Below are 23,824 nucleotides of genomic sequence, written 5' to 3'. Positions count from 1 at the left end.
TTCAATTGGCGGCTCACGGATAGCGCAGCAAATCGCAACACCTCGTTTTCTCTTTATATTTCTATTGATACAAAGTTATCGCTTTTTTACAGGAGTTTTTAGAAAATGGCAGATCAAAGTTCTCGTTACATCAGTAACCTTACCCGCGATACATATGCGCTAATTCTAGCAGGGGGCAAAGGTTCAAGACTACACGAGCTCACAACTTGGCGAGCCAAACCGGCGCTTTATTTCGGCGGTAAATTTAGGATAATCGATTTTCCCTTATCAAATTGTGTTAACTCCGGCATTCGGAGAATAGGCGTAGTTACTCAGTACAAATCTCACTCTTTGATTCGCCACCTTGTCAGAGGTTGGGGGCACTTTAAAAAGGAGCTCGGCGAATCAGTTGAGATTCTTCCTGCGTCTCAGCGTTTCTCCGATAATTGGTATGAAGGCACCGCCGATGCTGTATTCCAAAATATTGACATCATCCGTGATGAGCTGCCTAAATACGTTATGATCTTGTCAGGAGACCATATCTATCGGATGGACTACGGTGACATGCTTGCGAAGCACAAGGAGTCAGGAGCGAAAATGACGGTCTCCTGTATGTCAGTACCTTTAGAGGAAGCTGCAGGTGCTTTTGGTGTAATGTCTGTAGATGAAAACTACCGTATTAATGGTTTTGAAGAAAAACCTGCCAACCCTACTCCGCTTCCGAACGACCCTACCCGCTGCTTAGCCTCTATGGGCAACTATGTATTCGACACCGATTTCTTGTTTGAACAACTGCGAGTAGACTCTGAAAATATGGGTTCTCAGCGTGATTTTGGGAAAGACATTATTCCATCGATTATCGCTGATCACCCCGTATATGCCTATCCATTTGAACAAAGTGGCGGAGACAACGCTTACTGGCGTGACGTAGGTACAATCGATTCGTTCTGGGAAGCCAACATGGAAATGGTTGCACCTGTACCTCAACTCAATTTATACGATAGGAAATGGCCTATTTGGACTTACCAAGAACAATTGCCACCTGCCAAATTTGTATGGGAAGACCACGATAGACGAGGTGAAGCCATAAATTCTGTAGTTTCTGGTGGCTGTATCATTTCTGGTTCAACCCTTCGTTCTTCCATTTGTTTTTCTAACGTAAGAGTGCATTCATACGGACTCATTGAAGATGCTGTCATCCTTCCAGACGTTGAAATTAAACGCCATTGTAAGTTGAAAAAGGTCATAATTGACCGCGGCTGCGTAGTACCGGAAGGGACGACCATAGGTTATGACCACGAACAGGACAAAGCACGAGGCTTTCGAGTATCAGAAAAAGGCGTGGTACTTGTAACGCGTGAAATGCTTGGGCAGCCAGTGGGTGGGTTGAGCGCCTAAACAAAATTAATAAACGTATAAAAGACTGCGCGATTGATTTTGGCGTTAGGCGCCAAAATCAATCTCAGCCAAGCCAGCTAGCCTTAAAATATCGTGCCAAGCAAGCCCACTACCTCAGTAGTTCATTACGTAAAGTCACCAGCTCATTCAGCCTTAGAGTTCCAACGTTTAAGGGTTTGCTCAATAAAGCTTGCCACTTTCTCGGGGTGCTCTAACGGGAACATGTGACCACCTTCTAATACAGCATGTTCAATCGCATTGTGCTTCATAAGTCGCGAGTACATCTCAGGCTTACAAACGTTACTCTTGCTACCTGTTGCTAATACTGCAGGACACTTTAGCTTTCCTTTGTATTTCCCGAGGTTATGAGGCACATTGCGGAATAAATCAGCTTCCACATCAGCCCGAAATGTAAGTGAAATATTGTCTGACTTAGTCTCTGTTACAGACTGCACGTAGTCACGCACACATCGTTTATCCATATCTCTAAACAACGCTTTTCCATGAAAGTACGCAACCATATCGGTATTGCTTGGCCAACGCGTATTACGCGTTTGAGCAAGTTTTGCTGGCGTTAGTTTATTGATTAAAGGCGTATATTTAGCAAATTTAAAAAAGTAACTCAGAGGGCCAACCACCAGCGGCGGGTCAAATAAAATAACGCCCCTAAATAGCTCAGGCGCCTCACACGCCGCCATGTAGGTGATAACGGCTCCAAACGAATGCCCTACACCATACACACCACGAGGGTCTTTATTTTCTTTTCTAATGTGTTTGATTAGCTCTTGAACTTGATTGCGCCAGTTACCATTTACAGGAAGCTGAGGGTCGTGCCCGAATCGTTCAACGTGCAAACGGTTGAAGTGGCTGGGTAACGCCGAAAACATTGCGTTATAGCTTCCTGCAGGAAACCCGTTCGCATGGGCAAAATGAAAACTCAACTCTGACGAGGACACCTATACACTCCTTCACATTCAAACAATAAAGGGGCCTATAATCAGCCCCTTACCATGAAAGGTCGATAATACTACAAGCCCCTAGATTCTGCCATTTCCCAATCCTTTACTATCTTAGTACTTGTCCATAAGAACACAGCAATCGAAATGCCGTAAGGAACTACCAAGTAAATAAGTGCCTGCCTTAATGCCTCTGTCTCCCCTAATGAAGGTACAAGCGCTTGGCTAATAATACCGGTAAGCGTGGGCCCACCACCTAACGCAATGATATTTAAAACAAAGAAGAAAAGTGCCGTCGACATAGCCCTTACGTTTATTGGAGCAAGGGTTTGTGCCATCGCAAAACTTGGCCCTAAGTAAGAGCCACTAGTAAACAACAGCAACGCCATAAGCCCCACTGATAGCCACAGATCTTGAACTTGTAACGATGCATAGAAGGCAGGAACACCAATAATCAGCGCAATGGCGGGTATCAATGCATAAGCTTTTTTGTTGTGCTTACCCCATCTGTCAGCAATATAGCCACCTAACCAGACGCCCAATGCATATGCGGTTCCGTTGATGATGCCAAATACAATAAGAAGCTGTGTAATATCTAGCCCTGAAAAAGCTCGCACATAATAATCAATGACCCATGTCGAGATTGCATAGTTACCGAAAGAACCAAATGAAATACCTAAGGCCATCCCCCACCAGGTAGGTATTTTTAGCAGCATTTTCAATGACGATTTAACACTCGGCTTATTAGCGTCATCTGCACTTGGCGCAGAAACTGTCCTAGCGGGCTCTTTTACCGTCAACTTCAATAAAATAGCCAGTAACACTCCAGGTATACCAACGCTATACATTACCGTACGCCAGTCGGCAGAGCCGCCTTGTAAGAAAAATGCTGAGGCAAAAAACGCGAGCATTACACCAAACGGAATGCCTAAGGAGTAGATGGCCAGCGCTCCAGCGCGCTTTTCTTTAGGGAATAGGTCAGAAATGATACTGTGCGAGGGTGGACTGCCCCCAGCTTCACCAATACCTACCCCAATACGAGCAATAGCGAGTTGCATATAATTGGCTGCCAAGCCTGATGCCGCAGTAAAACCACTCCACAGCGTAAGGGATATTGCAATGATATTTACGCGGCTGTAACGGTCTGCAAGCCACGCTATTGGAATACCCATCACGGTATAAAGCAGTGCGAAATAAATGCCTTTGAGCCACCCCAACTGGGCGTCATCTAACCCCAAGTCGGCTTTAATAAACGGCGATAATATTCCAATAATTTGCCTGTCTATAAAGTTAAAGGCATACACCAAGGTCAATATGAACAGAACGTAATTGCGGTAACTTCTAGATGCTCCAGCTTCGTTAGCCGGAATACCTTCAACGTGCGTATGGGCCATAACAGTCCTTTTAAGTGACAATACCCCAGTCTACGCACTTGGTAAAAAAATAAACAACTAATTGTTACTTATTTGTAAACATAACGAAAATTTCTAACTCAGGCTTTTCGTTCCACAGCGCTTAATGTACGATGAAACCCACTTAACTCATCAGACCAGACAAGCCAATATGACAGTAGATGAATTGCTCAATATTCCCCAACTATCACAAACATCCGAAAACACCTGGAAAGTTGACGGGCTAATTATTCCGAAAACTTGGGGGCAAGGACGAACGGCGTTTGGTGGCATTTCTGCCGGCATGCTATATACGGCTGTGAAGCAACAAGTAACTGATAATCGCGTGTTACGTTCTTTTACCACTAATTTTGTTGGTCCTCTATCGCTCGAAGCCCCTTTTTCTATAGAAGTTACTCTATTGAGAACGGGAAAAAATGTCTCCCAATATACTGCGCATGCCATTCAAGACGGCAAAAGCTGCGTTTTCTCCCAAGCGTGTTTCGGGGTTGCTAGAGAATCTGGCATTAAGGTAGAGAATACCGAAAAACACGATATGCCTTTGCCTAACAAGGCGAAATTTATCCCACAAATACCTAAAGTTACGCCAAAGTTTTTACGTTACTTTGACTTAGCCATTGAAGATGGTGGTATTCCCTTTACGCGAAGAAAAACCAGTCACTACCACGGCTTCATGCGTTTTAAACAAGCTCCTGAAGCAATAACTGATGCGCATATCATTACCATGATTGATGCTTGGCCACCTACGCTTTTGCAAATGATGAAATTGCCAGCACCAGCTAGTACGGTAAGCTGGAATTTAGAATTTATCCATCCGCACAAGCCGGTAAGCCCTACAGATTGGTTCGGCTACAAGGCCCATACAAGACAAGCCGCTGACGGTTACGGTCACACGGAAGCGACGATTTGGGATAAAGATAACGAAGTCATAGCTATTAGCAGACAAACCGTAGCAATTTTCGATTAATCGCTACGGCATTTACTATGATTAGAGGCGCTTAGCGTTAATAAAGCATAAACGCGTTAGGATTAAACAAGGAAATAACCGAAATGCATTGCAGGTTAGTTATATCTAGCGCGTCTTCCAAATCTTCACGATTTAACGATAACGCCTCGTGAAGCTCAGGCTTCAAGTTGTGATAGCTTGGGTAAATTTCCGGATTTACATTATCTAACGCAAGTACGTAAGAAAGCTGAAGAATTTTGTCTTCTACATTTGTCTCTGCATCTTCGCCCTTGTGAATGCTGGCAATAGGCGTATAAATTGAGGTAGGTATACCCCACTTTTCAATCAGCCTTGCAGATAGCTCTGCGTAAGTAAACCCTAATACGCCAAATTGGAGCTCTGCAGGGCTCACACGCGTATTAAACGCCTGACAGCGGGTTGCCGACTCAGGCATTAACGAAACAGTTACCAACTCACCAATGTTGTGAAGCAGCCCAGAAACAAAAAGTCTTTCTGGCTCCCTGATATTGCGCATATCAGCAAAATACTTGGCAAGTAACCCGCAGGACACGCTTTGTTCCCAGAACTTGTCTAGGTCGACCACTTGTCCATCCACGTCGCTAAATGCCTGACTGACACCATAGGCCAGCGCCAAATCGTAAGTAGAGCGGGTTCCCACAACCTGTATAGCCCTTGTTATGGTGTCAATCTTATTGGGAAAACGATAAAGCGCTGAGTTCGCCACTCTAAGTAACTGGGTAGCCAATGAAGGGTCGAAAGCAATGATATCGCCAATATCGTCAATGCTTGAAGCCTCATCATCCATACAAGCTTTGAGTCGCGTTACCGAGTCTGGTAAAACAAAGAGGTCTTCCGCTTTCGAAACTATTTCATCTAAATTCATTCGTGCACTCTCTTCAATGCAGTCTTTGTCATTGTCGTGTTCAAGGCACCTCCATTCGCCGTGAACTTAATTAAGGTATAGGCTTTAAAACTAAAGAGGTCAATTAATATCGCCTAGTAAAAAAGTATGATTTCTTTAATAATCAGGCAGTTAAAAACTCTTAAAAAAGTGATTATTAATTGAGGCTACGTTTTAAGTATAGGTTGTTTTTCCAACCCTGAGTATTACCAATTTTGGTAATACTCAAGACTACAAGACACCTCCGGAGTTCCTAGAACATGCCGGAACGTCGCGTATTATAACTAACTGCTTGTATTTACAAATCTAAAATTCTATTTCAAAGAAAAACTTAGGGTAATTACCTATAAGAATTAGAATTTCTAAGGCACTCCCCTTTAACACATGGCACGCGTAGTTTTGTGATAGCATTCGCTTCAAAATAACCGTGCAGTTCAGGCACATTTTGAATTAAGAGTAGTGATCCATACCATGTTAAATGTTGTTGTAGTCGGCTATGTGTGGCCCGAGCCAAATTCCTCAGCAGCGGGGCAGAACATGCTCTCTATTATTGAGCGTTGCTTAGCCGCTAACTTTAACGTGACTTTCTTAACAGCTGCTACCGATAGCGAGCACAAAGCCGATCTTTTAACAATGGGAGTAAATGTTCAGTCTGTGGCGCTAAACTGCAGTTCATTTAATGCTCTTATTGCAGACATTGCACCAGACGTGGTTGTTTTTGACCGCTACATGACTGAAGAACAGTTTTCTTGGCGAGTAAAAGAAGTTTGCCCGAATGCACTTAGAGTGCTTAATACCGAAGATTTACATAGCCTTCGCCACGCAAGACATGAAGCTGTAAAAAAGCATGGCGACGCAAGCCTAGCGCATTTACATACCGAACTGGCCCAAAGAGAAATTGCTTCGATTATTCGAAGCGATCTGACCTTAGTTATCTCAAAAAAAGAAATGGCCTTATTGACTGAACACTACGGTGTACCTTCAGCGCAACTTCAGTATCATCCTCTTGTGGTTGGCCCGTCTATTAGCTCTACCCCTTCTTTTGAGCAACGCTCACATTTTATTCATATTGGTAACTTTCGCCATGCGCCAAACTGGGATGCGGTGTTGCAGTTGAAGCAGCACCTGTGGCCTTCTATAAAAAAAGCATTGCCTCATGCTGAATTGCATATTTACGGCGCTTACCCACCTAAGAAAGCAACGCAGCTTCACAACGAGAAACAAGGCTTTTTAGTGAAAGGCTGGGCGAGCGATGTTGAGTCTGTAATGATGAATGCTAAAGCCCTGATTGCACCCTTACGATTCGGCGCGGGTATAAAAGGAAAATTGCTTGATGCGATGCGCTGCGGCACGCCTAGTATCACGACCTGGATTGGCGCGGAAGGTATTGCTGAAGATAGCGTTGATGTAGATAGTGGTATGAACGTAAAACCAGAAAAAGAGGTTAAAAATTTGCAGTCAGCACAATGGCCTGGCGCTCTATGCGATGCTGACATTACTGATTCGTCCGTTATTCGCGACTACGTTGAAAGGGCCGTAGCGCTATATGAAGATGAGAAAGTATGGAATTTAGCCAATAAACACACGGCTAGTTTGCTAGACGAATTTAAACAGCAGCAGCCAGAAGTGCCGCTTATTGAAAGAATCAATGAATTAAAACAAGGTCTGGATAAACATAGAGATACGTTGTTTATGCAAAGCTTGTTGTGGCACCAAACGCTTGCAGCAAGTAAATATATGAGCCAGTGGATTGAAGCAAAAAGCAAGTAGAGGAGCGTGGGAGGTGCCTATACGCACTTCAACTTTGTTATCACCGACTTTATTCCGTTGCCTCGCGACTGGCTTAGATATCGCTCCAACTGGCAGCGGGACAAGTAACCTTCGAAGTCAAAATTACCGCGCTGCGCTTTGGACAAGGTATTGGCTTTTTCAAGTAATACTGCTAGTACTCCCCGTATCACCTTACTTGGCGAGTATGCCATTAAGCTGTCTCGTTCCGCAGAATATGACAACCACACGGGGCTTTCACATCCTTCAACTGCTGTATCTGGCGTGCGCTCATCTAAAGGAAGTGGCGTCAAAGATTTCCCCGCCAACATAAGCGTGCGCGTGAAATCATCCCAGCCTTTTGAAGCGGCAAGTGAGGAAGCTAAAGGAAGCAAAGTCTCATCCGAACTCATCTGCTACTAGTCCAGTTTAATTGCCGCTTAGCTCGGCAGCTAAATCCTCTGCGGTCATCACTAGGTTTTCAACGTCACTCGTTGTTGGAAACATAACCAGTTCCACACCATTTTTTGTAAGTCCAGGCAACCAAGTTTCTGTAAATTCAGCCAGCTCAACACTTACGCATTGGCCTTCTATTTCATTTATGTCTACGAACTTTTGCGCCAAGTCGCGATGTGGGAATACGGGTAGCTGAACACTCTCGCTGCCTTCGAACATTACAAAGCCTTCACTGCCCTGTATCATCCATATTTCTTTTGCTTTCGCTACATAGCTAACAACAAGCTCTTGTCGCTCTTCAGCACTTAGCTTCATCGCTTGCTCAATGACCGTATCGCTCAACTTGTCTGCAATTGTTTCTGGAAACACGTTTATTCACCTATCTCAAAATTTGGGGCAAGTATACCCGCACCAGCAAAAGGCGCAATGTAATAGTAACCAAAACCTCCCTTACAAAGACACCCATGCCAAAAGCAACAAAACCTTTTTTACAAAGAAACCTTTCTTACAAAGACACCCACCTTAACCGACAATGAACCAAGTAAATTTAAAATTATCTAGCTTTTCTTCAATTCACTATCGGTTACAGAGACACCCATGCTAAAGTAAAACCAAACCGATAATGACTATAAAGCAACAACGCCAAGATACTTAAAACCATGCGCAATCTTTTCACTGCTCTTAAGCAAGACACCCATGCAAACCACGATATTTTGGAAAACACCTTCCCATTTTCTATCTACCACAAAAACAATTTGTTCGATGAAAAGGCATATCTCGCTATTTTAAAGATCATGAGTAAGTTCCATCAAACAGCCGCAAACGCTGTTCAACAAGCTGAACTCCAAGTTCCTGCCCTTGCATCAGTGGCTTCGATGATAAACAGTGGCGCAATTGAAGATGCGCTAAATCAAGACATTGTTGCGCTTACCAGAGATTCACTTACCAAAGACACCCACGCATTGAATGCTTCTAATACTGCTGTATCGCTTAGTAACCAAGCTTACGAAGACACCCACCCCAACTCACTACCTACGCAACACAGCAACTCGCCAACCAGCCAAGCTATTTCAGCAATATACGTATGGTTAGGCTCATCAATGGGTGCAAATATCATTGTTCGTAGATTAGACGCTATGGAACGCAATATACCGACGAACTATTACCAAGCGATGGCTGGGTGCGCCAAAGCATGGGTGTCATTCAAACAAGAAGTAGAAAGGCTACTCCCTGAACTCGATCTGGAAAATGAAAGCTTTATTGCAGATGCAGTGACAGACGCTAACTCTTGGTTTAACTACCTGATTTCACAGGCTGAAGTTATCGGTCACGATAGCAAAGCTCAGGCTGTTACAGGCAAATAGCTTAGCGCCATATAAGATAACGCTTCGTCCTTCAACAAAAAATAAACCAATTGTACGTTAATTCGTTTCACCCACTCCCGGCGACTTTCCTCCGGGTTGTTCAAACCTACCAAGCTATAAATAAACTTAATCATGGCAATCGTCTGAATGCATTAATATATCAATAGTTCTTCGTTAAGCGCTTGCTGAGTTTCTGATAGAATTACAGCAACCTTGAAACAACAAAAACATAAACATGAAAGTAATCTCATTTAATATAAACGGCATACGCGCCCGCTTGCACCAACTACAATCGGTTATTGACGCTCACCAACCAGACATTATTGGTTTGCAAGAAATTAAGGTTCATAACGAGCAATTTCCAGTAGAGGCAGTGGAAGCCATGGGCTACCACGTCTATTTCCATGGGCAGAAAAGTCATTATGGCGTAGCGTTTTTAGCGAAGAAAGAAGCCCTTTCTGTTTCTATGGGTTTCCCTACCGACGAAGAAGATGCCCAGCGTAGAATGATCATCTTGAAAACCACTGATGAAGCGGGCGAACCTGTAACTATCCTTAACGGCTACTTTCCACAAGGTGAGAACGAAAAGCACGAAACAAAATACCCTGCCAAGCGCAAGTTTTATAAAGATCTAATGACGTATTTGAACGAGAACCACACGCCGGATGAGAACGTCATTGTGATGGGCGATGTGAACATCTCCCATACAGATTTAGACATTGGTATTGGTGAAGAAAACAAGAAGCGCTGGTTGAGAACAGGCAAGTGTAGCTTTTTACCCGAAGAGCGTGAGTGGTTGAACACACTTATCGACTGGGGTTTTGAGGATAGCTTTAGAACACTTAACCCTGAGACTAATGACAAGTTCTCGTGGTTCGACTATCGCTCAAAAGGTTTTAACGACAACCGCGGCCTGCGCATCGACCTGATATTGGCTACAAAAACATTGCATTCGCATCTGCACGACGCTGGCGTTGATTATGAGTTAAGAGGCATTGAGAAGCCGTCTGACCACGCGCCGATTTGGGCTGAATATAAAAAGTAGTTGGCCGATAGCGATTAAAACAGCGCCAAAATAAGGAGTAACAGTGAGTTCATTACAGTTGTTGGCATTGCTATTCTATGGCGCATTTTTGTTAGGCGCGATTAAGCACATCGATTTTAGTCACTTCGCTCGCAACAAACAGCAGCAACACCTTATATTCGGCACTGCTGCTTCTCTATTTGTGCTCTGGTTGTTTAAAGCAGGGATTTTTGAAGGCTTAGACGTTCATTTTCTAGGCCTTTCTGTTCTCACCCTTATGTTAGGCTTTAGAAATGCAATCATTGCTTCTTTTATCGCGCTTTTGGGGGCAAACCTAATAGGTTACGGCGCGTGGGAAAACTTTGGTATTAATGGTCTGCTTGGAACTATTTTACCAATTGGAACAACCTATCTTTTCTACATGCTGTCTTTCCACCACATACCTCGTCAACTTTTTGTGTATATTTTTGTATGCGCTTTCTTTCCGGCCGCGCTGTCAATTGCACTCAAAACACTATCCTTAGGCGCTTTCTATTTTATCGAAGGCACATACACATGGGACATCGTTTTCGATAACTACATTTTACTCATCCCGTTATTGGTGTTTCCAGAAGCCCTCCTCAATGGAATGGCTATTACACTTCTCGTCATCTATCAACCGACGTGGGTATATACCTTCCACGATAAGTTTTATCTCGACAATTAAATCCTCCACCTTCTCAACTCACTTCACTTATTTAATTTATTAAACTAATAGTTAATAAGGTTTTGCTGATTTCAATCTATTATTAACTTGTTGAGTAAGTGGTAGAGCCAAATGAATATTCAGACAATCGCATTAGAGTGCAACGATACTGCGAGCATAGCTTCAGAATTAAATAGTATATTGACCGATACTAAACCTTCATTACTCATAGGTTACGGTAATGTGGATGCATCGTTAGAGACATTGGCAACAACGATAAGCGGTGCAGAGCTACCTATTTTTATCTCTAGTTCTTGTTTAGGCGCCTTGTTTTGCGACGAAAATATTGCCAAAGCCAATTGTGATCTAGCGCTGTTTTGTATAGACGATGATAGCGGCGCCTATGGTGTTGGCAGCGCAGATCTATTTGAAAGCGGTCCATTTAAAGCTGGTGCTTACGCACTGCAGGAAGCATTGATAAACGCCGCAAGACCGTATGAAAGCCCAGCACTCATTTGGTGTGCTCTGCCGCCTGGTGATGAAGAGAGTATACTAGAAGGTTTTGCTAGCGTTGTTGGCACAAAAGTCCCCATCTTTGGGGGGTCGATGGCAGACAACACTGTTTCAGGGAATTGGTGTACCGTTACTAAATCTTCATGGGGGTCTCAGACCATTGCTGTAGCAGTGTTATATCCCTCAACGCCCTTAGGGTTAAGCTATAGTTCTGGTTACAAACCAACTGAGACGGTACTTAAAGCTACCAGAGCTCAAGGGCGACAACTTCAACAACTCGATAATGACAGAGCAAGCACTATTTACAATAATGCGACTAACGGCCTAATTTCACATCAGTTAAAGGGCGGGCAAATATTAGGCCTTACTTCATCGGCCCCCTTAGGCAAGCCAGTCGAGCTTGAAAATGGCGCAATAAACTATCTTCTTTGTCACCCTGACTCCGTGGATGAGGATGGTACCCTTAATGTTTTTTCCGAAGTACAAGAAGGCGAAGAGCTAGTTTTAATGGAGGGCAATATTACTAGCCTCACCTCCCGCGCAGAGCGTGTTATCAATAATGCCATCATGCTGCTACCAGAAAACAAAAAGCCCGTTGGCGTATTGATGATCTATTGCGCCGGATGCCGGTTAATGGTGGGCGATGAAATAAACGCTATGTTGAACTCTCTACAAGAGACGTTCGCCTCGTTGCCTATTTGTGGCCCATTTACTTTTGGTGAACAAGGGCGCTTTTTAGACGGAAAGAATAGGCACGGGAACCTCATGATATCAGCGGTAGTATTTTCTCGATGAATAAAGATTACGAAAACATCTTAGAAGACCTAGCCCTTGTTTACCGCTTGAAACAGCAAGCTGAAGCCCATAAAAAAGAAAGCGATGTGTTGCTAGAGGGCACGCGAGTACTGCTTACCGCTGAGGATGAAGCAGATCTTTACAAGAAGATGTTTAGCGTTTTTAAGGGGCTTTACAATTACGAAGCATGCTTTGTTCTTCAGAACGAAAGTGCAGGCAAAATGAAATGTATCAACAGCACACATGACGCTTTACTTAACACAATTTGGGAAATCGACGACACCCTTTCTCGCGCAGTCAAAAGTGAACCCGTTGCATTATTTAATATTCAACAACAACCTACTTGGCAACAGCATCTAGCCTTATTTGAAACTCCCGTTACATCGGTACTCTACTGTCCGTTTAAGGTGCATCAGCAGCAGGCCGTCATTGTTTTTTGTCATCAAGCACTGGGTTATTACACCCAAGAATACGTAGATATGGCTAATAGGTATCGCACCTTTACCGAACAAATGGCCATGGGAATGCAGGCAAAATTAATGACGCTGGAAACCGTAAGGTTAAAAGAAGAAAAAGCCAAAGTAGAAAAAAGCCTTATCGATGCTGAAAAAATGGCATCTTTAGGGTTATTGGCCGCAGGTGTTGCCCACGAAATAAATAATCCAATAGCGTTTATCAACAGCAACATTCACTTTTTAAGAAATGTATTGCCTGCCCTATCTCAGATGCAAGACATAGTGCTGAATTTAGCATCAAGTGCTAACGATGAAGAAAGGTTGAAAATAGCGCAAGAAGCAATATTGTGGCAATCGCGTAACAAGATTGATTCACTAAGTGATGAGATTGCAGATATATGTGGAGAATCTGAAGAAGGTTTAAACAGAGTCACTGATATAATCACCAGCCTTCGCTCATTTTCTCATGATGCCGACATCCCTGATGACGAAACTATTAATGTAAATGACTGTATTGCCCATGCCTTAAGGCTGGTAAATAGCGAATTAAAGCACCGTATCAAGATACAACAGCATTTAACGGAAGTTCCTCTAATTAAAGGTAAAACCGGAAAGTTAAATCAAGTATTGGTAAACCTCTTCGTTAATGCTGCGCAAGCAATGGAAGATGGAGACAGGCTAACTATTTCTTCATTTGAAGAAGATAACCATACTATTATCACCGTTAAAGACACGGGTAGTGGTATAGAAAAACACGCCCTTCAAAAACTTTTCGAGCCGTTTTATACAACCAAACCCACAGGGAAAGGTACAGGGTTAGGCCTTTATATTTCTTTTTCTATCGTTGAAGCCATGGGCGGCACTATTGCCGTTGATAGCGAGGTTAACGTGGGTACTACGTTTACGCTCTCATTTCCAACGAATTTAGCAGATAAAAAAACCGCACAGACGTGCGGTTTAGACAGACTCGATAGCGATTCGTAATCGCTATTTTAAATGTGGGAACGCTATTTTTGGAACAAAATGTCCATAACGTCAGCCAACTCACCTTTTCCTTCGCGAATTTCTTCTTCTGACAAACCAGCAATTTCGTGAGGGAACACTAGCCATTCATCACTTTCGTTTACATAGTAATCTGGCACGATATCAGTAGTGTTGTTTTGAGGCTTATACCAAGGGCATGCAATTCGAATGTCTTTTGGCATGTTCAAGCGCATAAGCTTATTAATTTGCTTGATAAGCGCGTCGACACTGCGACCTGAGTCAAAAACATCATCAACAATCAATAACTTGTCATCGGCATTGGCGTTTTCAACCAAGTAGTGTAACCCGTGCACACGGATTTCTTTCGACTGTTTATTGATTCCATAGTAAGACGAAGTACGTACCGCGATATGGTCGGTTGACGTATCTTTAAATTCAAAGAATTCTTGAACTGCGATACCAATTGGAGCACCACCACGCCAAATACCAATAATAAAGTCAGGGCGGAAGCCGTCTTCATACACCTTTGCCGCTAAGCGAAAGGAATCCTGTAGAAGCGATTGCGAGGTGATAAAATTTTTGTTCATGACGTCTCACTGAGCAAATTTTAAAAGACCGCGAGTATAGTGAATTTCACGGCCTTTTGCACGGTAAATTCAACTATTTATTCGTTTTGAAGGGCTTGAGACGGTGCTATTTTCATCGCTTTGCGCGCAGGATATACACTGGCTAAAACGCACAACAACAACGAAAGTAAGGTGATGCTAACAATTTGCACTACGTCCATTTCAATAGGCAGTCCTCTTCCATCAGCGGCAAGTGCTAAGGGTGAACCTATTGCATCCAGGATATTATTAAGCTGAAGGGTTATAAAGACACCCAAGATAAGTCCTATCCCTGCGCCCTTTATGCCATTAAATAAGCCGTTCAATATAAAAATCCACATTACCGAACTAGGCAGCATACCTTGAGTTTGAAGTACCGCAATATCGCCTTGCTTTTCGGTGACCACCATCACCAGTGCAGACACTATGTTAAATGCAGCTACAGCGATAATGAGTAGCAACATGAGTGTCATCATGTTCTTTTCCATTTTTACAGCGTCAAACAGCGGCCCCTGGCGCTCCCGCCACGTTCTTATATTATTTACAGAGACACCCACCCTATCAGTTAACTGATTAACCACCGCCTGGTAATTAAACGCGTCATCCAAAAAGAGACGCAATGATTGTTCACTGCCTTTGGGGTCTCTCATTAAGCGATTTACATCATCAAGGTTCATGTACATCACCTTGTCATCCATTTGCGAGCCCATATCGAAGACACCCACTACAGTTACAAGCCGTTGACTTGGCATTCTTCCAAATGGGGTATAAACACTGGCTCCTGCCACCATAACTCGTAACCTGTCGCCCACTCGCGCTTCAAGCTTTATAGCCAGCGAACGGCCAATGATGGCGGCGAAACTACCTTTAGCGAGGTCACTAAAACGGCCCTGCTCCATATGATTTGCAACTAAGGTGTGCTCAAGCATCACATCTGGCTGAACACCGTGAACCTGCACGCCGCGCAAATCTGAGCGTGATTGCACTACGGCTTCAGCTTCTCTGTAGTCCATACTCGTAACAACGCCTTCGATGGGTGTCATGCTAACTTCATTTAAAGTTAAAGGCTTCAACGCGGACGCATTTTGAGTGGGTGTCTCTGTAAATTCCGACTTTTGAGTTTTTAACGTGGGTGTCTCTGCAACTTCTTTTAACGTGGGTGTCTTTGCAACTTCTTTTTGAGTGGGTGTCTTGTTAAGGCTGTTGGTTGCGATGGGTGTCTTTGTAATTTCAATGTGGGGAACTATGCCTAGTATGCGCTGTTTTAACTGCCCTTCTAGGCCATTCATTACGGATACTACGATAATAAGCGCCATGAGCCCTAGCGCGATGCCGGCCACTGAGAAACGGTTTATAAATGAGACAAAACTGGTTTGGCTTGCTTTGTTAGACTTGGCATAACGATAAGCAATGAATGCAGAAAGAGGATAAAACATAGCGCCTTGCTTTTCAGTAATACGGTAATCTGCCTTACATTTAGCTATGCTTAGTGAATAAATAATTCAGATAAGTAGCCCAAAGACGAGATGACGGGTTAACCCCAAAATAGTAAAGTGGGTATACTACGTGTGACCGGTATACTACTTATAAGTGACTAGCGGCACAAGAAATAGTGGCAGAGGAATGATGTGAGCGAACTTAGCCTAGAACAAAAAAAAGCCCAATTCGATGAGTATTTTTCTATTGCGCACAGCATAAATGCAAACGTGCGCCCTTTAGGTGAAAACGAAAAAGTGCCTGATGAGGAAAATCTTGAAGAGTCGATGCCCTATGCATTTCGCATTGCTAGTGAAATGGCGGCGTTAGAAGCGCAGGCAATTCGCCCTTTGAGAAACTTAGGCGATCATGCTGAAACCTTGGCCGAATACCTAAATCATCAGTCGCGAAAAATTGATCTGATGATGTCTTTTGTATTGCATCAACAAGATGAACCAGAATACCGATTTAAAACCGTAAAACTCGGTGGTGGTGGCGTTATTATCGAGTCGAGTGACCCACTAGAAGTAGGTAAATATGCAGAACTAAAGCTTTTTCTCGATGCCGAAGCCGCAGCAATTTTTTGTTTTGGTGAAGTAATTACTTGCGAGCAAGTTGAAGATAGTTACCATATCGCCTTTATTTTTAATACCATTCGAGAGCAAGATCAGGAGCTTTTAGTTCGCGCCAGTTTGCATATTCAAACACAGCAATTAAGAAAACGGGCGAAAGAAAAAAAAGCGGGATCTGAATAGCCCCTAACAACAGTATATAAGCCGTAAAACTTATCTTGCACTTAAAAAACAGGACGTCATGACAGCCACTTTATTATCGCTTCCATTACCTGCGCCTAAAAAAGAAGCCTCATCACAAGATCACAAACAGTGGGGCCAACTGCAAGGTAGCAGCGCCGCGCTATGCATAAGCCAAACGCTAAACCAATACAAAGGCCCTATTGTATTGATTACCGCCGATACGCCATCGGCAATGAAGCTCGAAAAAGAAATCGCATTTTTCTTAAGCGATAATCAAAAAAATACGCCCATAACCCTGTTTCCAGACTGGGAAACGCTGCCATACGATTCCTTTTCACCTCACCAAGATATTGTTTCGCAAAGATTAGAAACTCTGTTTCGCTTTACCCAACAAGTCGAAGGCGTTTTTATTGTTCCTGTTAACACGCTAATGCAGCGCCTTGCGCCTACCGACTATTTAGCAAAGTACCTACTGATGCTAAATAAAGGCGACAACTTAGACAGAGACCAATTTAGGCGCAACTTAGAGCAAGCTGGCTATCTTCACGTTAGCCAGGTAATGAGCCATAGCGAATTCTCGGTACGCGGCAGCATTATCGACCTATTCCCAATGGGTAGCGACCAGCCGTTTCGAATAGATTTATTCGACGATGAAATCGACTCTATTCGCTATTTCGATACAGAAACCCAGCGATCTGGCGAAGCCGTGAATAAAATTCGTCTGCTGCCCGCTCGCGAATTCCCAACTGATAAAGAAGCGATAACCCTTTTTCGCCAGCAGTTTTTAGAAAAATTCGACGCTAACAACGCCTCTGAAAGCGTCTTTTCTCAAGTGAGCAAAGGCACCATGCCAAGTGGTGTTGAATATTACTTGCCTTTATTTTTCAAACAAACCGCGACTTTGTTCGATTACCTTCACCCGAAAAGCCTGATATTACTTCACGGTGATGTGCAAGACGCCAGCGAGTTCTTTTGGGCTGACGTACAAGAACGTTACGAGCAATATCGCTATAACCTAGCTCGCCCGTTACTGGCACCAGATGAACTGTTTTTACCCATTAACGAGCTATTCGGGGCCATTAAACAGTGGCCTCGTGCGTCCCTTTCCAGCAAGGTACTTGAAGAAAAACAAGGTTCTACCAACCTTCAGTGCGAAAAACTGGATGACATAGCGATTAACTCGCAGAAAAAAGTACCTGCTGAAAGACTTATTAAAACCGTAGATCAGGCTACTGACAACGGGGCTAAAGTACTGTTTTGTGCTGAAACCCAAGGTCGCCGAGAAGGCTTAATCACTGTGCTTGCCAAAGCAGGCTTAAAACCCAAGATTGTTGATAGCTTCAGCGACTTCATAGCCAGCCACGATACTATTGGTATCACGGTGGGTATGGTTGATAACAGCTTTCGCTGGCAAACCCAGGAAGGCGAGCTGCTATTTATTACGGAAACAGAGCTATTAGGCCAAAAAGTAAGCCAGCGCCGTTTACGCGATAAGCGCTCTGCCACCGATGAAAGTGCCATCATTCGCAACTTGGCCGAGCTTTCTATAGGCCAACCTGTGGTGCATTTAGACCACGGTGTGGGCCGTTACCTAGGCTTGCAAACGCTAGATGCGGGCGGTGTTGCCACTGAATATCTGTGTATTGAATACGCCAAGCAGTCGAAACTTTATGTGCCTGTTGCATCGCTGCATCTAATTTCTCGCTATACGGGCGGAGATGCAGACAGTGCACCAGTAAGCGCACTAGGTTCTGACGCTTGGACAAAGGCCAAGCAAAAAGCCGCTGAAAAAGTACGTGACGTTGCCGCGGAATTACTAGACGTATATGCACGCCGTGCTGCTAAACCAGGCTTCTCTTACAATATAAATTGGGACGACTACCAAGCATTTTCAGACAGCTTCCCCTTTGAAGAAACGCCAGACCAAGCCCAAGCCATTGCTGCCGTTATGCACGATATGGGAAGCCCATCGGCCATGGATCGTTTGGTATGTGGCGACGTAGGCTTCGGTAAAACTGAAGTGGCCATGCGCGCGGCATTCCTTGCCGCAAATGCAGGTAAACAGGTAGCTATATTAGTACCGACTACCCTGCTTGCGCAGCAGCACTACGAAAACTTTAAAGACCGCTTCGCCGCTTGGCCGTTTGAAATTGAAGTAATGAGCCGATTTGTAAGCGGTAAAGCGCAAAAGTCTGTGGTGGAGCGTATTGGCGAAGGTAAGGTCGATATCGTGGTAGGCACACATAAGTTGCTATCTAGCGATATTAAGTACAAAGACTTAGGCCTTGTGATCATCGACGAAGAACACCGCTTTGGTGTGCGTCAAAAAGAGAAGCTTAAATCTTTACGTGCCGATGTAGATATTCTAACCCTTACCGCTACGCCTATTCCTCGTACGCTGAACATGGCGTTATCTGGCATGCGCGACTTATCTATTATCGCTACAGCGCCGGCCCGTCGTTTATCAATAAAAACCTTTGTGCAGCAGCGTAATAAAGCCGTTATTCGCGAAGCTATCATGCGTGAAATATTGCGTGGTGGTCAGGTTTACTTCCTTCACAATGAAGTGGAAAGCATCGCGCGAACGGTGGAAGAGATTGCCGAAATTGTTCCCGAAGCACGTATTGCAATGGGGCACGGTCAAATGCGCGAGCGCGAACTAGAAGGCGTAATGAGCGACTTCTACCACCAGCGCTACAACGTACTTGTATGTACCACTATCATTGAAACCGGTATCGACGTACCAAGTGCAAACACCATTATTATGGATAGGGCCGACCACCTCGGCTTAGCACAGCTTCACCAGCTTCGCGGCCGCGTGGGGCGTTCACACCACCAAGCCTACGCTTACCTTTTAACACCGCATCCAAAGCGCATGACCAAAGATGCAGTGAAGCGCTTAGAAGCCATATCTCAACTTGAAGATTTAGGTGCAGGTTTCGCCCTTGCTACCCACGACTTGGAAATTCGTGGTGCTGGTGAGCTTTTAGGTGACGACCAATCAGGGCAAATCGCCAGCATTGGATTTAGCCTTTATATGGATATGCTCGATAAAGCGGTTAACGCCCTTAAAGATGGTCGTGAGCCATCACTAGACGATGCAACATCAGGGCACACTGAGGTAGAACTGCGTATTCCGGCTCTATTACCTGAAGATTATATTGCCGACGTTAACACCCGCCTATCGCTATACAAACGTTTGGCAAGCTGTACTAACCAAGACGATATTGATGAGTTCCAGGTAGAGTGCATTGACCGTTTCGGTCTTTTACCAGAGCCTGCTAAAAATTTGATAGAAGTAGCTGAAATTAAACTAAAAGCCCAAGAGTTAGGCATTCTAAAAGTAGACTTGTCGGCGCAAGGCGGTACCATAGAGTTTAAAGAAAACACTAAGGTCAACCCAGGCTTTATTATCAGCTTGGTACAAACCAAACCTAATACTTTCAAATTTGAAGGTAGCCAAAAACTGCGTTTGGTGAAAAAGACCGAAACAGCTAAAGAACGCATCGCGTTTATTAGCGATATTATTGCCGATTTTGCAAAGGAGTCGCGATAACATGAAGTTATCTCGCTGGTGCCCGTTAGTCGCATCAATAAGCGCCGTATTTTTAACAACAATTTCAACCACAGCTTACGCCAACGATAACTGGTGGTTCGATGTGGAAGTGATTGCGTTTAAGCGCAACGTGGCACTGACTGAGTTAGAAGAGCAGTTTTCGCTAGCCGACAACTTAAACGCCCCTCGCGCTCAGGCAGACATCATCAGCGATGTAATTGCACCCGATATTAGCTATTTAAAACAGGGCTTAGCCGTTTGCGGTAAAGCCTCTACAATAAAATGGCCAAACGAAACCCTATTTGATAATCCGTCAAAAGATGTGGACTTTTTGTCGCTATCAACGCAAGAAAGCGAGCAAAGCGCAAATTCGTACACTGATGTGCCATCAAGCTCGAACACTAACGACGCTGGCAGTGCCTATAACAACACCACTGGCCACGCTGCAAATGCCAATACCCAAGCAAACGACGCGTATACTTCAAACCAAGGTAACCTGGCTTATTCATCGGCGGGTTATACCGAAAACCTTGGCTATGTAAATGAAGAAGTTGCAGGTAACGCACCAGATGCAACAACTATCGCTAGCTACTGGACATCGTTTTTTGGGGTAAAACAAACTACGCCCGTTACTGTTCCCAAGTTTAAATATTGTGAAGAAGCAAAGCCTTGGCTTAGCGCAGAAATTACCACTGTACTAAACGTTGTAGCCTCGACAGAGAGCGACGTTAACAACGAGGCAATGACAAGCGCTATTTCAGATAAAACAGGGGTAATTCAGTCTGCACTGAAGCCGGCTATTGTTTGGAAGGTCAACAAGCCAGACAACAGAATGCCCGCCCCTGCAAGCCTACCCATAGTGGTTGAAGGGCACGACTGGCCACTAGCCTCAAAAGCTCACCTGCTTACCAGTGAGCAACAAGCGCTATCATCTATCTCGCGCCAAATTCGCTCGAACCGACAGTTAGAACGCTTATTTCATGCTACCTGGCGCCAACCCGTTATGTTCGGCAAAAACAATGCTTTTGATGTTCGACTCTACGGGGGTCAAAACTATTCGCAGCAGTTCGATTTAAATGGCGACATGCTAGAGCAAGAAAGCCACACAGCACTTGTTGCGTCTGCCAACACTGAGACAGAATTTGGCTATGACGCAACCGCAAATTTAAATAGTGACGAGAGTAATGCAAACTCGCTTGGCACCAGTCAGGCTGCATCCCCTCTTGCAGACAGCGCAGCCGCCAACGAGTTTTCGTTAACCGAAATAGCCACCACTTCAGATATTTTTGCTGATATCGACCGCCGGTTATCGAACCCACAAGCGATAAAGTATGAAGCGTTTAAAGCGCTAGATACCGCCATAATTGTAGAGCAAGGCGACGACAACGCACTAGACCCATCACTTAGAACACCTATTTGGGAAATTGACGGTACAATAAAAGTATTCCTTAAATACATCAACCGCGTGCCGTATCTTCACGTAGATGGTGAGATGTTCTACCGCCAGCCAGTGCCGTTAAGTTACTTTAGTAGTGAAGAAAGTAACACCGCATCAGCTGACCAAGCAACACCAACCGAATACAAATTGGTGTCAGTTCCTTTAGCCGAACAACGACGGGTGATCAGTACTCAGCTGCACTATTTCGACCACCCGCTTTTTGGGTTTGTGGTTCAGGTGCGTCGTTACAACCGCCCTAACATTAGCGAGTAGCTTTTTTCGCGCCAGCTACAGCATTGGCGCGTCTAGCTTTGCTAGTTGCTATTTGCTAGTTGCTAGTTTTGCCGCATTAAATAGCTAGCGTGTAAAAGCAATACAAGAATTGAGTTAAGAAAATAAGGTTTTTATGAAAATTTACACTCGCACTGGCGATAAAGGCAGTACGCAAATTTATGCCGACAAAGCCGTACGTGTTGATAAAGACGATTTGGTAGTTCAAAGCTACGGTGACATGGACGAACTTAATAGCCATATTGGTTTGCTAGCCGCTCATGTTGCTGACGAACATCAGCCTATGCTGCACGATATTCAGCGTAACCTGTTCCAAGCTGGTTTTGCCATCTCTGCAAGCTCTACATTGAAGCCAGCAGACGTTGAAAGCTTAGAAAGCCTGATAGACACCATTACAAGTAAAATGCCGCCCAATACGTCATTCGTACTGCCCGGCGGGTGTAAAGCTGCTGCGCAGGCCCATGTATGTCGTGCTGTATGCCGCCGCGCTGAACGGGCTGTTATTAGCCTTTCCAAACACTACGACGTACCCGAAGTAGTACATGCGTATTTAAACCGCTTAAGCGACTTCCTTTTTACCTTTGCGCGCTTCATGAATGTAGAAGCCGGGGTAGAGGAAACAAAGGTTTAAAGTGCGTCTCATAGCAGCTTATTAAATGACTGACGGTCGGTTAGCTAAGCTACTGAGCATACATACCGAAAGTGAGATTGTTGCAAAGCGTGAGATTTTTGGCCGATTTAAAGTAGCAAAAATGGATATTAATTGAACACGCAGTCAACATATATAAAAATTATAATCAGACGTATTCCTAAGCAACTATGTGTAAATACCTGCAGTCGGCTTAGTGCCAATTGCGGATGACAAGTGAATTTGAAAGCATGTTGGGTGGCACCTTCGGCTTAACCAACCTACATCCGATAAAAATAATGAATGTACCAGAAAAATACGCTTCCTTAAACTTAGCAGGTGAAACACCGCCTGTGTGTGACTGGCGTTTTTTTGGATTGTAGAACATTTCTATAAAATTGAATATCTCAGCTTTCACATCTTCCCTTGTCGAATATATCTTACGCTTAACTATTCGCTTTTTAATCGTCGCAAAAAAGCTTTCAGCAACTGCATTATCGTGACAATTCCCCGCTCGACTCATTGAGGGTACAAGGTAATGTTCTTTCATAAAGGCTAAGTAATCAGCGCTACCATACTGGTTTCATTGATCACTATGTACCAGTACGTCAGCTTTGGGTTGGCGCTGATAAACTGCCATGAGCAATGCTTTAATTACTAAGTGCTTGTCCATGTTTTTATCCATCGACCAGCCTACGATGCGCCTAGAGAATAAATCCATGACAGTTGCTACATACAAGAAGCCTTCATAGGTTCTCACATAAGTAATATCACTTAGCCAAGTTTGATTCGGCGCAGGAGGATTAAACTGACGAGCTAGCAAGTTATCTGCAATGCGTGATGTTTTACCGCCTTTAATATGGCGACGTTTATAACCTATTAGCGCTTTGAGTTTGGTTTTGGTGCATGCTTTTAGCTACGCGATTAACACTACATTGCTCAACAGCTTCACGTAAATCTGCGTGTATCCAAGGACTACCGTAAATGCCACCACTGGCAACGTAAAACTCTCTAATAAGCTTAAGCAAACGATTATCTTTGATTGCTCTGTCACTCAATGACTTCTTTAAGCACGCATAAAAACCACTGCTGTGTAGCTTAAATAGTTTACACATCGCAACAATAGAAAACTCATTTTGATGCTCACGAATATAAGCGTACTTTACTCGGGGTTGCTGGCAAAGTACCTTGCGCCTTTTTTAGAATGTCGCGTTCCTCCGTGATACGTTTTAGCTCGGCCTCAAGGTTGGCGATCCTTAGTTGTTCATCTGATGATTTGGTTTGTTTGGGTTTCTTTGATAACTGGCTTCGTCAGTGATATAACGTTTTGGTACAAATATCTAATCGTTCTGATATTTTAGCAACTGAATAACCACATTCAATTATTTGTTTAACTGCTTCTATTTTCTATTCTTGGGT

At 44.0% G+C, this 23,824-nt stretch carries 19 protein-coding genes and 1 pseudogene; 12 read left to right on the top strand and 8 right to left on the bottom strand.

Features of this window, described 5'->3' with window-relative positions; all coding sequences use genetic code 11:
* The first annotated feature begins 105 nt into the window (after positions 1-105).
* Entirely contained in the window at positions 106-1,377 is a 1,272-nt protein-coding gene (gene glgC / locus V7R55_RS05510) for a glucose-1-phosphate adenylyltransferase (protein ID WP_334058062.1), read from the top strand.
* A gap of 143 nt (positions 1,378-1,520) precedes the next feature.
* On the opposite strand, the gene V7R55_RS05505 is transcribed toward glgC, so the two are convergent.
* Together V7R55_RS05505 and V7R55_RS05500 are read right to left on the bottom strand one after the other, a co-directional pair.
* Positions 1,521-2,333 (bottom strand): alpha/beta fold hydrolase, encoded by an 813-nt coding sequence (locus V7R55_RS05505; RefSeq protein ID WP_334058060.1) that lies wholly within the window; start codon positions 2,331-2,333, stop codon positions 1,521-1,523.
* Positions 2,334-2,404: 71 nt separating this feature from the next.
* Positions 2,405-3,727 (bottom strand): spinster family MFS transporter, encoded by a 1,323-nt coding sequence (locus V7R55_RS05500; RefSeq protein ID WP_334058058.1) that lies wholly within the window; start codon positions 3,725-3,727, stop codon positions 2,405-2,407.
* A 169-nt stretch (positions 3,728-3,896) separates the two neighbouring features.
* Here V7R55_RS05500 and V7R55_RS05495 point away from each other — a divergent pair, with 169 nt between their 5' ends.
* The gene (locus V7R55_RS05495; protein WP_334058057.1) at positions 3,897-4,712 is read left to right on the top strand and encodes an acyl-CoA thioesterase; all 816 of its coding nucleotides are present in this window, start codon (positions 3,897-3,899) and stop codon (positions 4,710-4,712) included.
* A gap of 37 nt (positions 4,713-4,749) precedes the next feature.
* On the opposite strand, the gene V7R55_RS05490 is transcribed toward V7R55_RS05495, so the two are convergent.
* Entirely contained in the window at positions 4,750-5,595 is an 846-nt protein-coding gene (locus V7R55_RS05490) for an HDOD domain-containing protein (RefSeq protein WP_334058054.1), read from the bottom strand.
* Positions 5,596-6,084: 489 nt separating this feature from the next.
* Between V7R55_RS05490 and V7R55_RS05485 the strand changes: the two genes are divergently transcribed.
* The gene (locus V7R55_RS05485) at positions 6,085-7,383 is read left to right on the top strand and encodes a glycosyltransferase (protein WP_334058052.1); all 1,299 of its coding nucleotides are present in this window, start codon (positions 6,085-6,087) and stop codon (positions 7,381-7,383) included.
* 17 nt (positions 7,384-7,400) lie between these two features.
* Here V7R55_RS05485 and V7R55_RS05480 read toward each other — a convergent pair whose 3' ends face one another.
* Both V7R55_RS05480 and V7R55_RS05475 read right to left on the bottom strand, forming a co-directional pair.
* Positions 7,401-7,793 carry a SufE family protein gene (locus V7R55_RS05480; RefSeq protein WP_334058050.1) on the bottom strand — a complete coding sequence of 131 codons (393 nt, stop codon included), beginning with the start codon at positions 7,791-7,793 and terminating at the stop codon, positions 7,401-7,403.
* 16 nt (positions 7,794-7,809) lie between these two features.
* Positions 7,810-8,205 (bottom strand): DUF2750 domain-containing protein, encoded by a 396-nt coding sequence (locus V7R55_RS05475; protein ID WP_334058048.1) that lies wholly within the window; start codon positions 8,203-8,205, stop codon positions 7,810-7,812.
* Positions 8,206-8,495: 290 nt separating this feature from the next.
* Between V7R55_RS05475 and V7R55_RS05470 the strand changes: the two genes are divergently transcribed.
* From V7R55_RS05470 to V7R55_RS05450, 5 genes are all read left to right on the top strand, one after another.
* Positions 8,496-9,200, top strand: a complete 705-nt coding sequence (locus V7R55_RS05470) for a hypothetical protein (protein ID WP_334058046.1) — start codon at positions 8,496-8,498, stop codon at positions 9,198-9,200.
* A gap of 235 nt (positions 9,201-9,435) precedes the next feature.
* Positions 9,436-10,245 (top strand): exodeoxyribonuclease III, encoded by an 810-nt coding sequence (xthA, locus tag V7R55_RS05465; RefSeq protein WP_334058044.1) that lies wholly within the window; start codon positions 9,436-9,438, stop codon positions 10,243-10,245.
* A gap of 43 nt (positions 10,246-10,288) precedes the next feature.
* Positions 10,289-10,930 carry an energy-coupling factor ABC transporter permease gene (locus V7R55_RS05460; RefSeq protein ID WP_334058042.1) on the top strand — a complete coding sequence of 214 codons (642 nt, stop codon included), beginning with the start codon at positions 10,289-10,291 and terminating at the stop codon, positions 10,928-10,930.
* 111 nt (positions 10,931-11,041) lie between these two features.
* Positions 11,042-12,217, top strand: coding sequence for an FIST signal transduction protein (locus V7R55_RS05455; RefSeq protein ID WP_334058040.1), 1,176 nt, complete (start codon positions 11,042-11,044; stop codon positions 12,215-12,217).
* Positions 12,214-13,656 carry a sensor histidine kinase gene (locus V7R55_RS05450; RefSeq protein WP_334058038.1) on the top strand — a complete coding sequence of 481 codons (1,443 nt, stop codon included), beginning with the start codon at positions 12,214-12,216 and terminating at the stop codon, positions 13,654-13,656. The genes V7R55_RS05455 and V7R55_RS05450 overlap by 4 nt, the downstream gene beginning before the upstream one ends.
* A gap of 23 nt (positions 13,657-13,679) precedes the next feature.
* On the opposite strand, the gene V7R55_RS05445 is transcribed toward V7R55_RS05450, so the two are convergent.
* Positions 13,680-14,243 carry a phosphoribosyltransferase gene (locus V7R55_RS05445; protein ID WP_118489551.1) on the bottom strand — a complete coding sequence of 188 codons (564 nt, stop codon included), beginning with the start codon at positions 14,241-14,243 and terminating at the stop codon, positions 13,680-13,682.
* 77 nt (positions 14,244-14,320) lie between these two features.
* Positions 14,321-15,697, bottom strand: coding sequence for an FtsX-like permease family protein (locus V7R55_RS05440; protein ID WP_334058023.1), 1,377 nt, complete (start codon positions 15,695-15,697; stop codon positions 14,321-14,323).
* Positions 15,698-15,889: 192 nt separating this feature from the next.
* Between V7R55_RS05440 and V7R55_RS05435 the strand changes: the two genes are divergently transcribed.
* From V7R55_RS05435 to V7R55_RS05420, 4 genes are all read left to right on the top strand, one after another.
* A complete protein-coding gene (locus V7R55_RS05435; RefSeq protein WP_334058021.1) occupies positions 15,890-16,492 on the top strand; it encodes a PilZ domain-containing protein in 603 nt (200 codons plus the stop codon).
* Between the two features lie 58 nt (positions 16,493-16,550).
* Positions 16,551-20,048, top strand: a complete 3,498-nt coding sequence (mfd, locus tag V7R55_RS05430) for a transcription-repair coupling factor (protein WP_334058019.1) — start codon at positions 16,551-16,553, stop codon at positions 20,046-20,048.
* Between the two features lies 1 nt (position 20,049).
* Positions 20,050-21,759 (top strand): CsiV family protein, encoded by a 1,710-nt coding sequence (locus V7R55_RS05425; RefSeq protein WP_334058017.1) that lies wholly within the window; start codon positions 20,050-20,052, stop codon positions 21,757-21,759.
* Positions 21,760-21,892: 133 nt separating this feature from the next.
* Positions 21,893-22,408, top strand: coding sequence for a cob(I)yrinic acid a,c-diamide adenosyltransferase (locus V7R55_RS05420; protein ID WP_334058015.1), 516 nt, complete (start codon positions 21,893-21,895; stop codon positions 22,406-22,408).
* A 310-nt stretch (positions 22,409-22,718) separates the two neighbouring features.
* Here V7R55_RS05420 and V7R55_RS05415 read toward each other — a convergent pair.
* Positions 22,719-23,809 (bottom strand): annotated as a pseudogene (locus tag V7R55_RS05415) (IS3 family transposase); the annotation flags it as partial.
* Positions 23,810-23,824: the final 15 nt, after the last annotated feature.

Source organism: Alteromonas sp. S005 (assembly GCF_036864475.1).
Taxonomy (GTDB): domain Bacteria; phylum Pseudomonadota; class Gammaproteobacteria; order Enterobacterales; family Alteromonadaceae; genus Alteromonas.
Note: the sequence above shows the minus strand (reverse complement) of the source record. Positions and strands in the feature narration are given on the sequence as shown.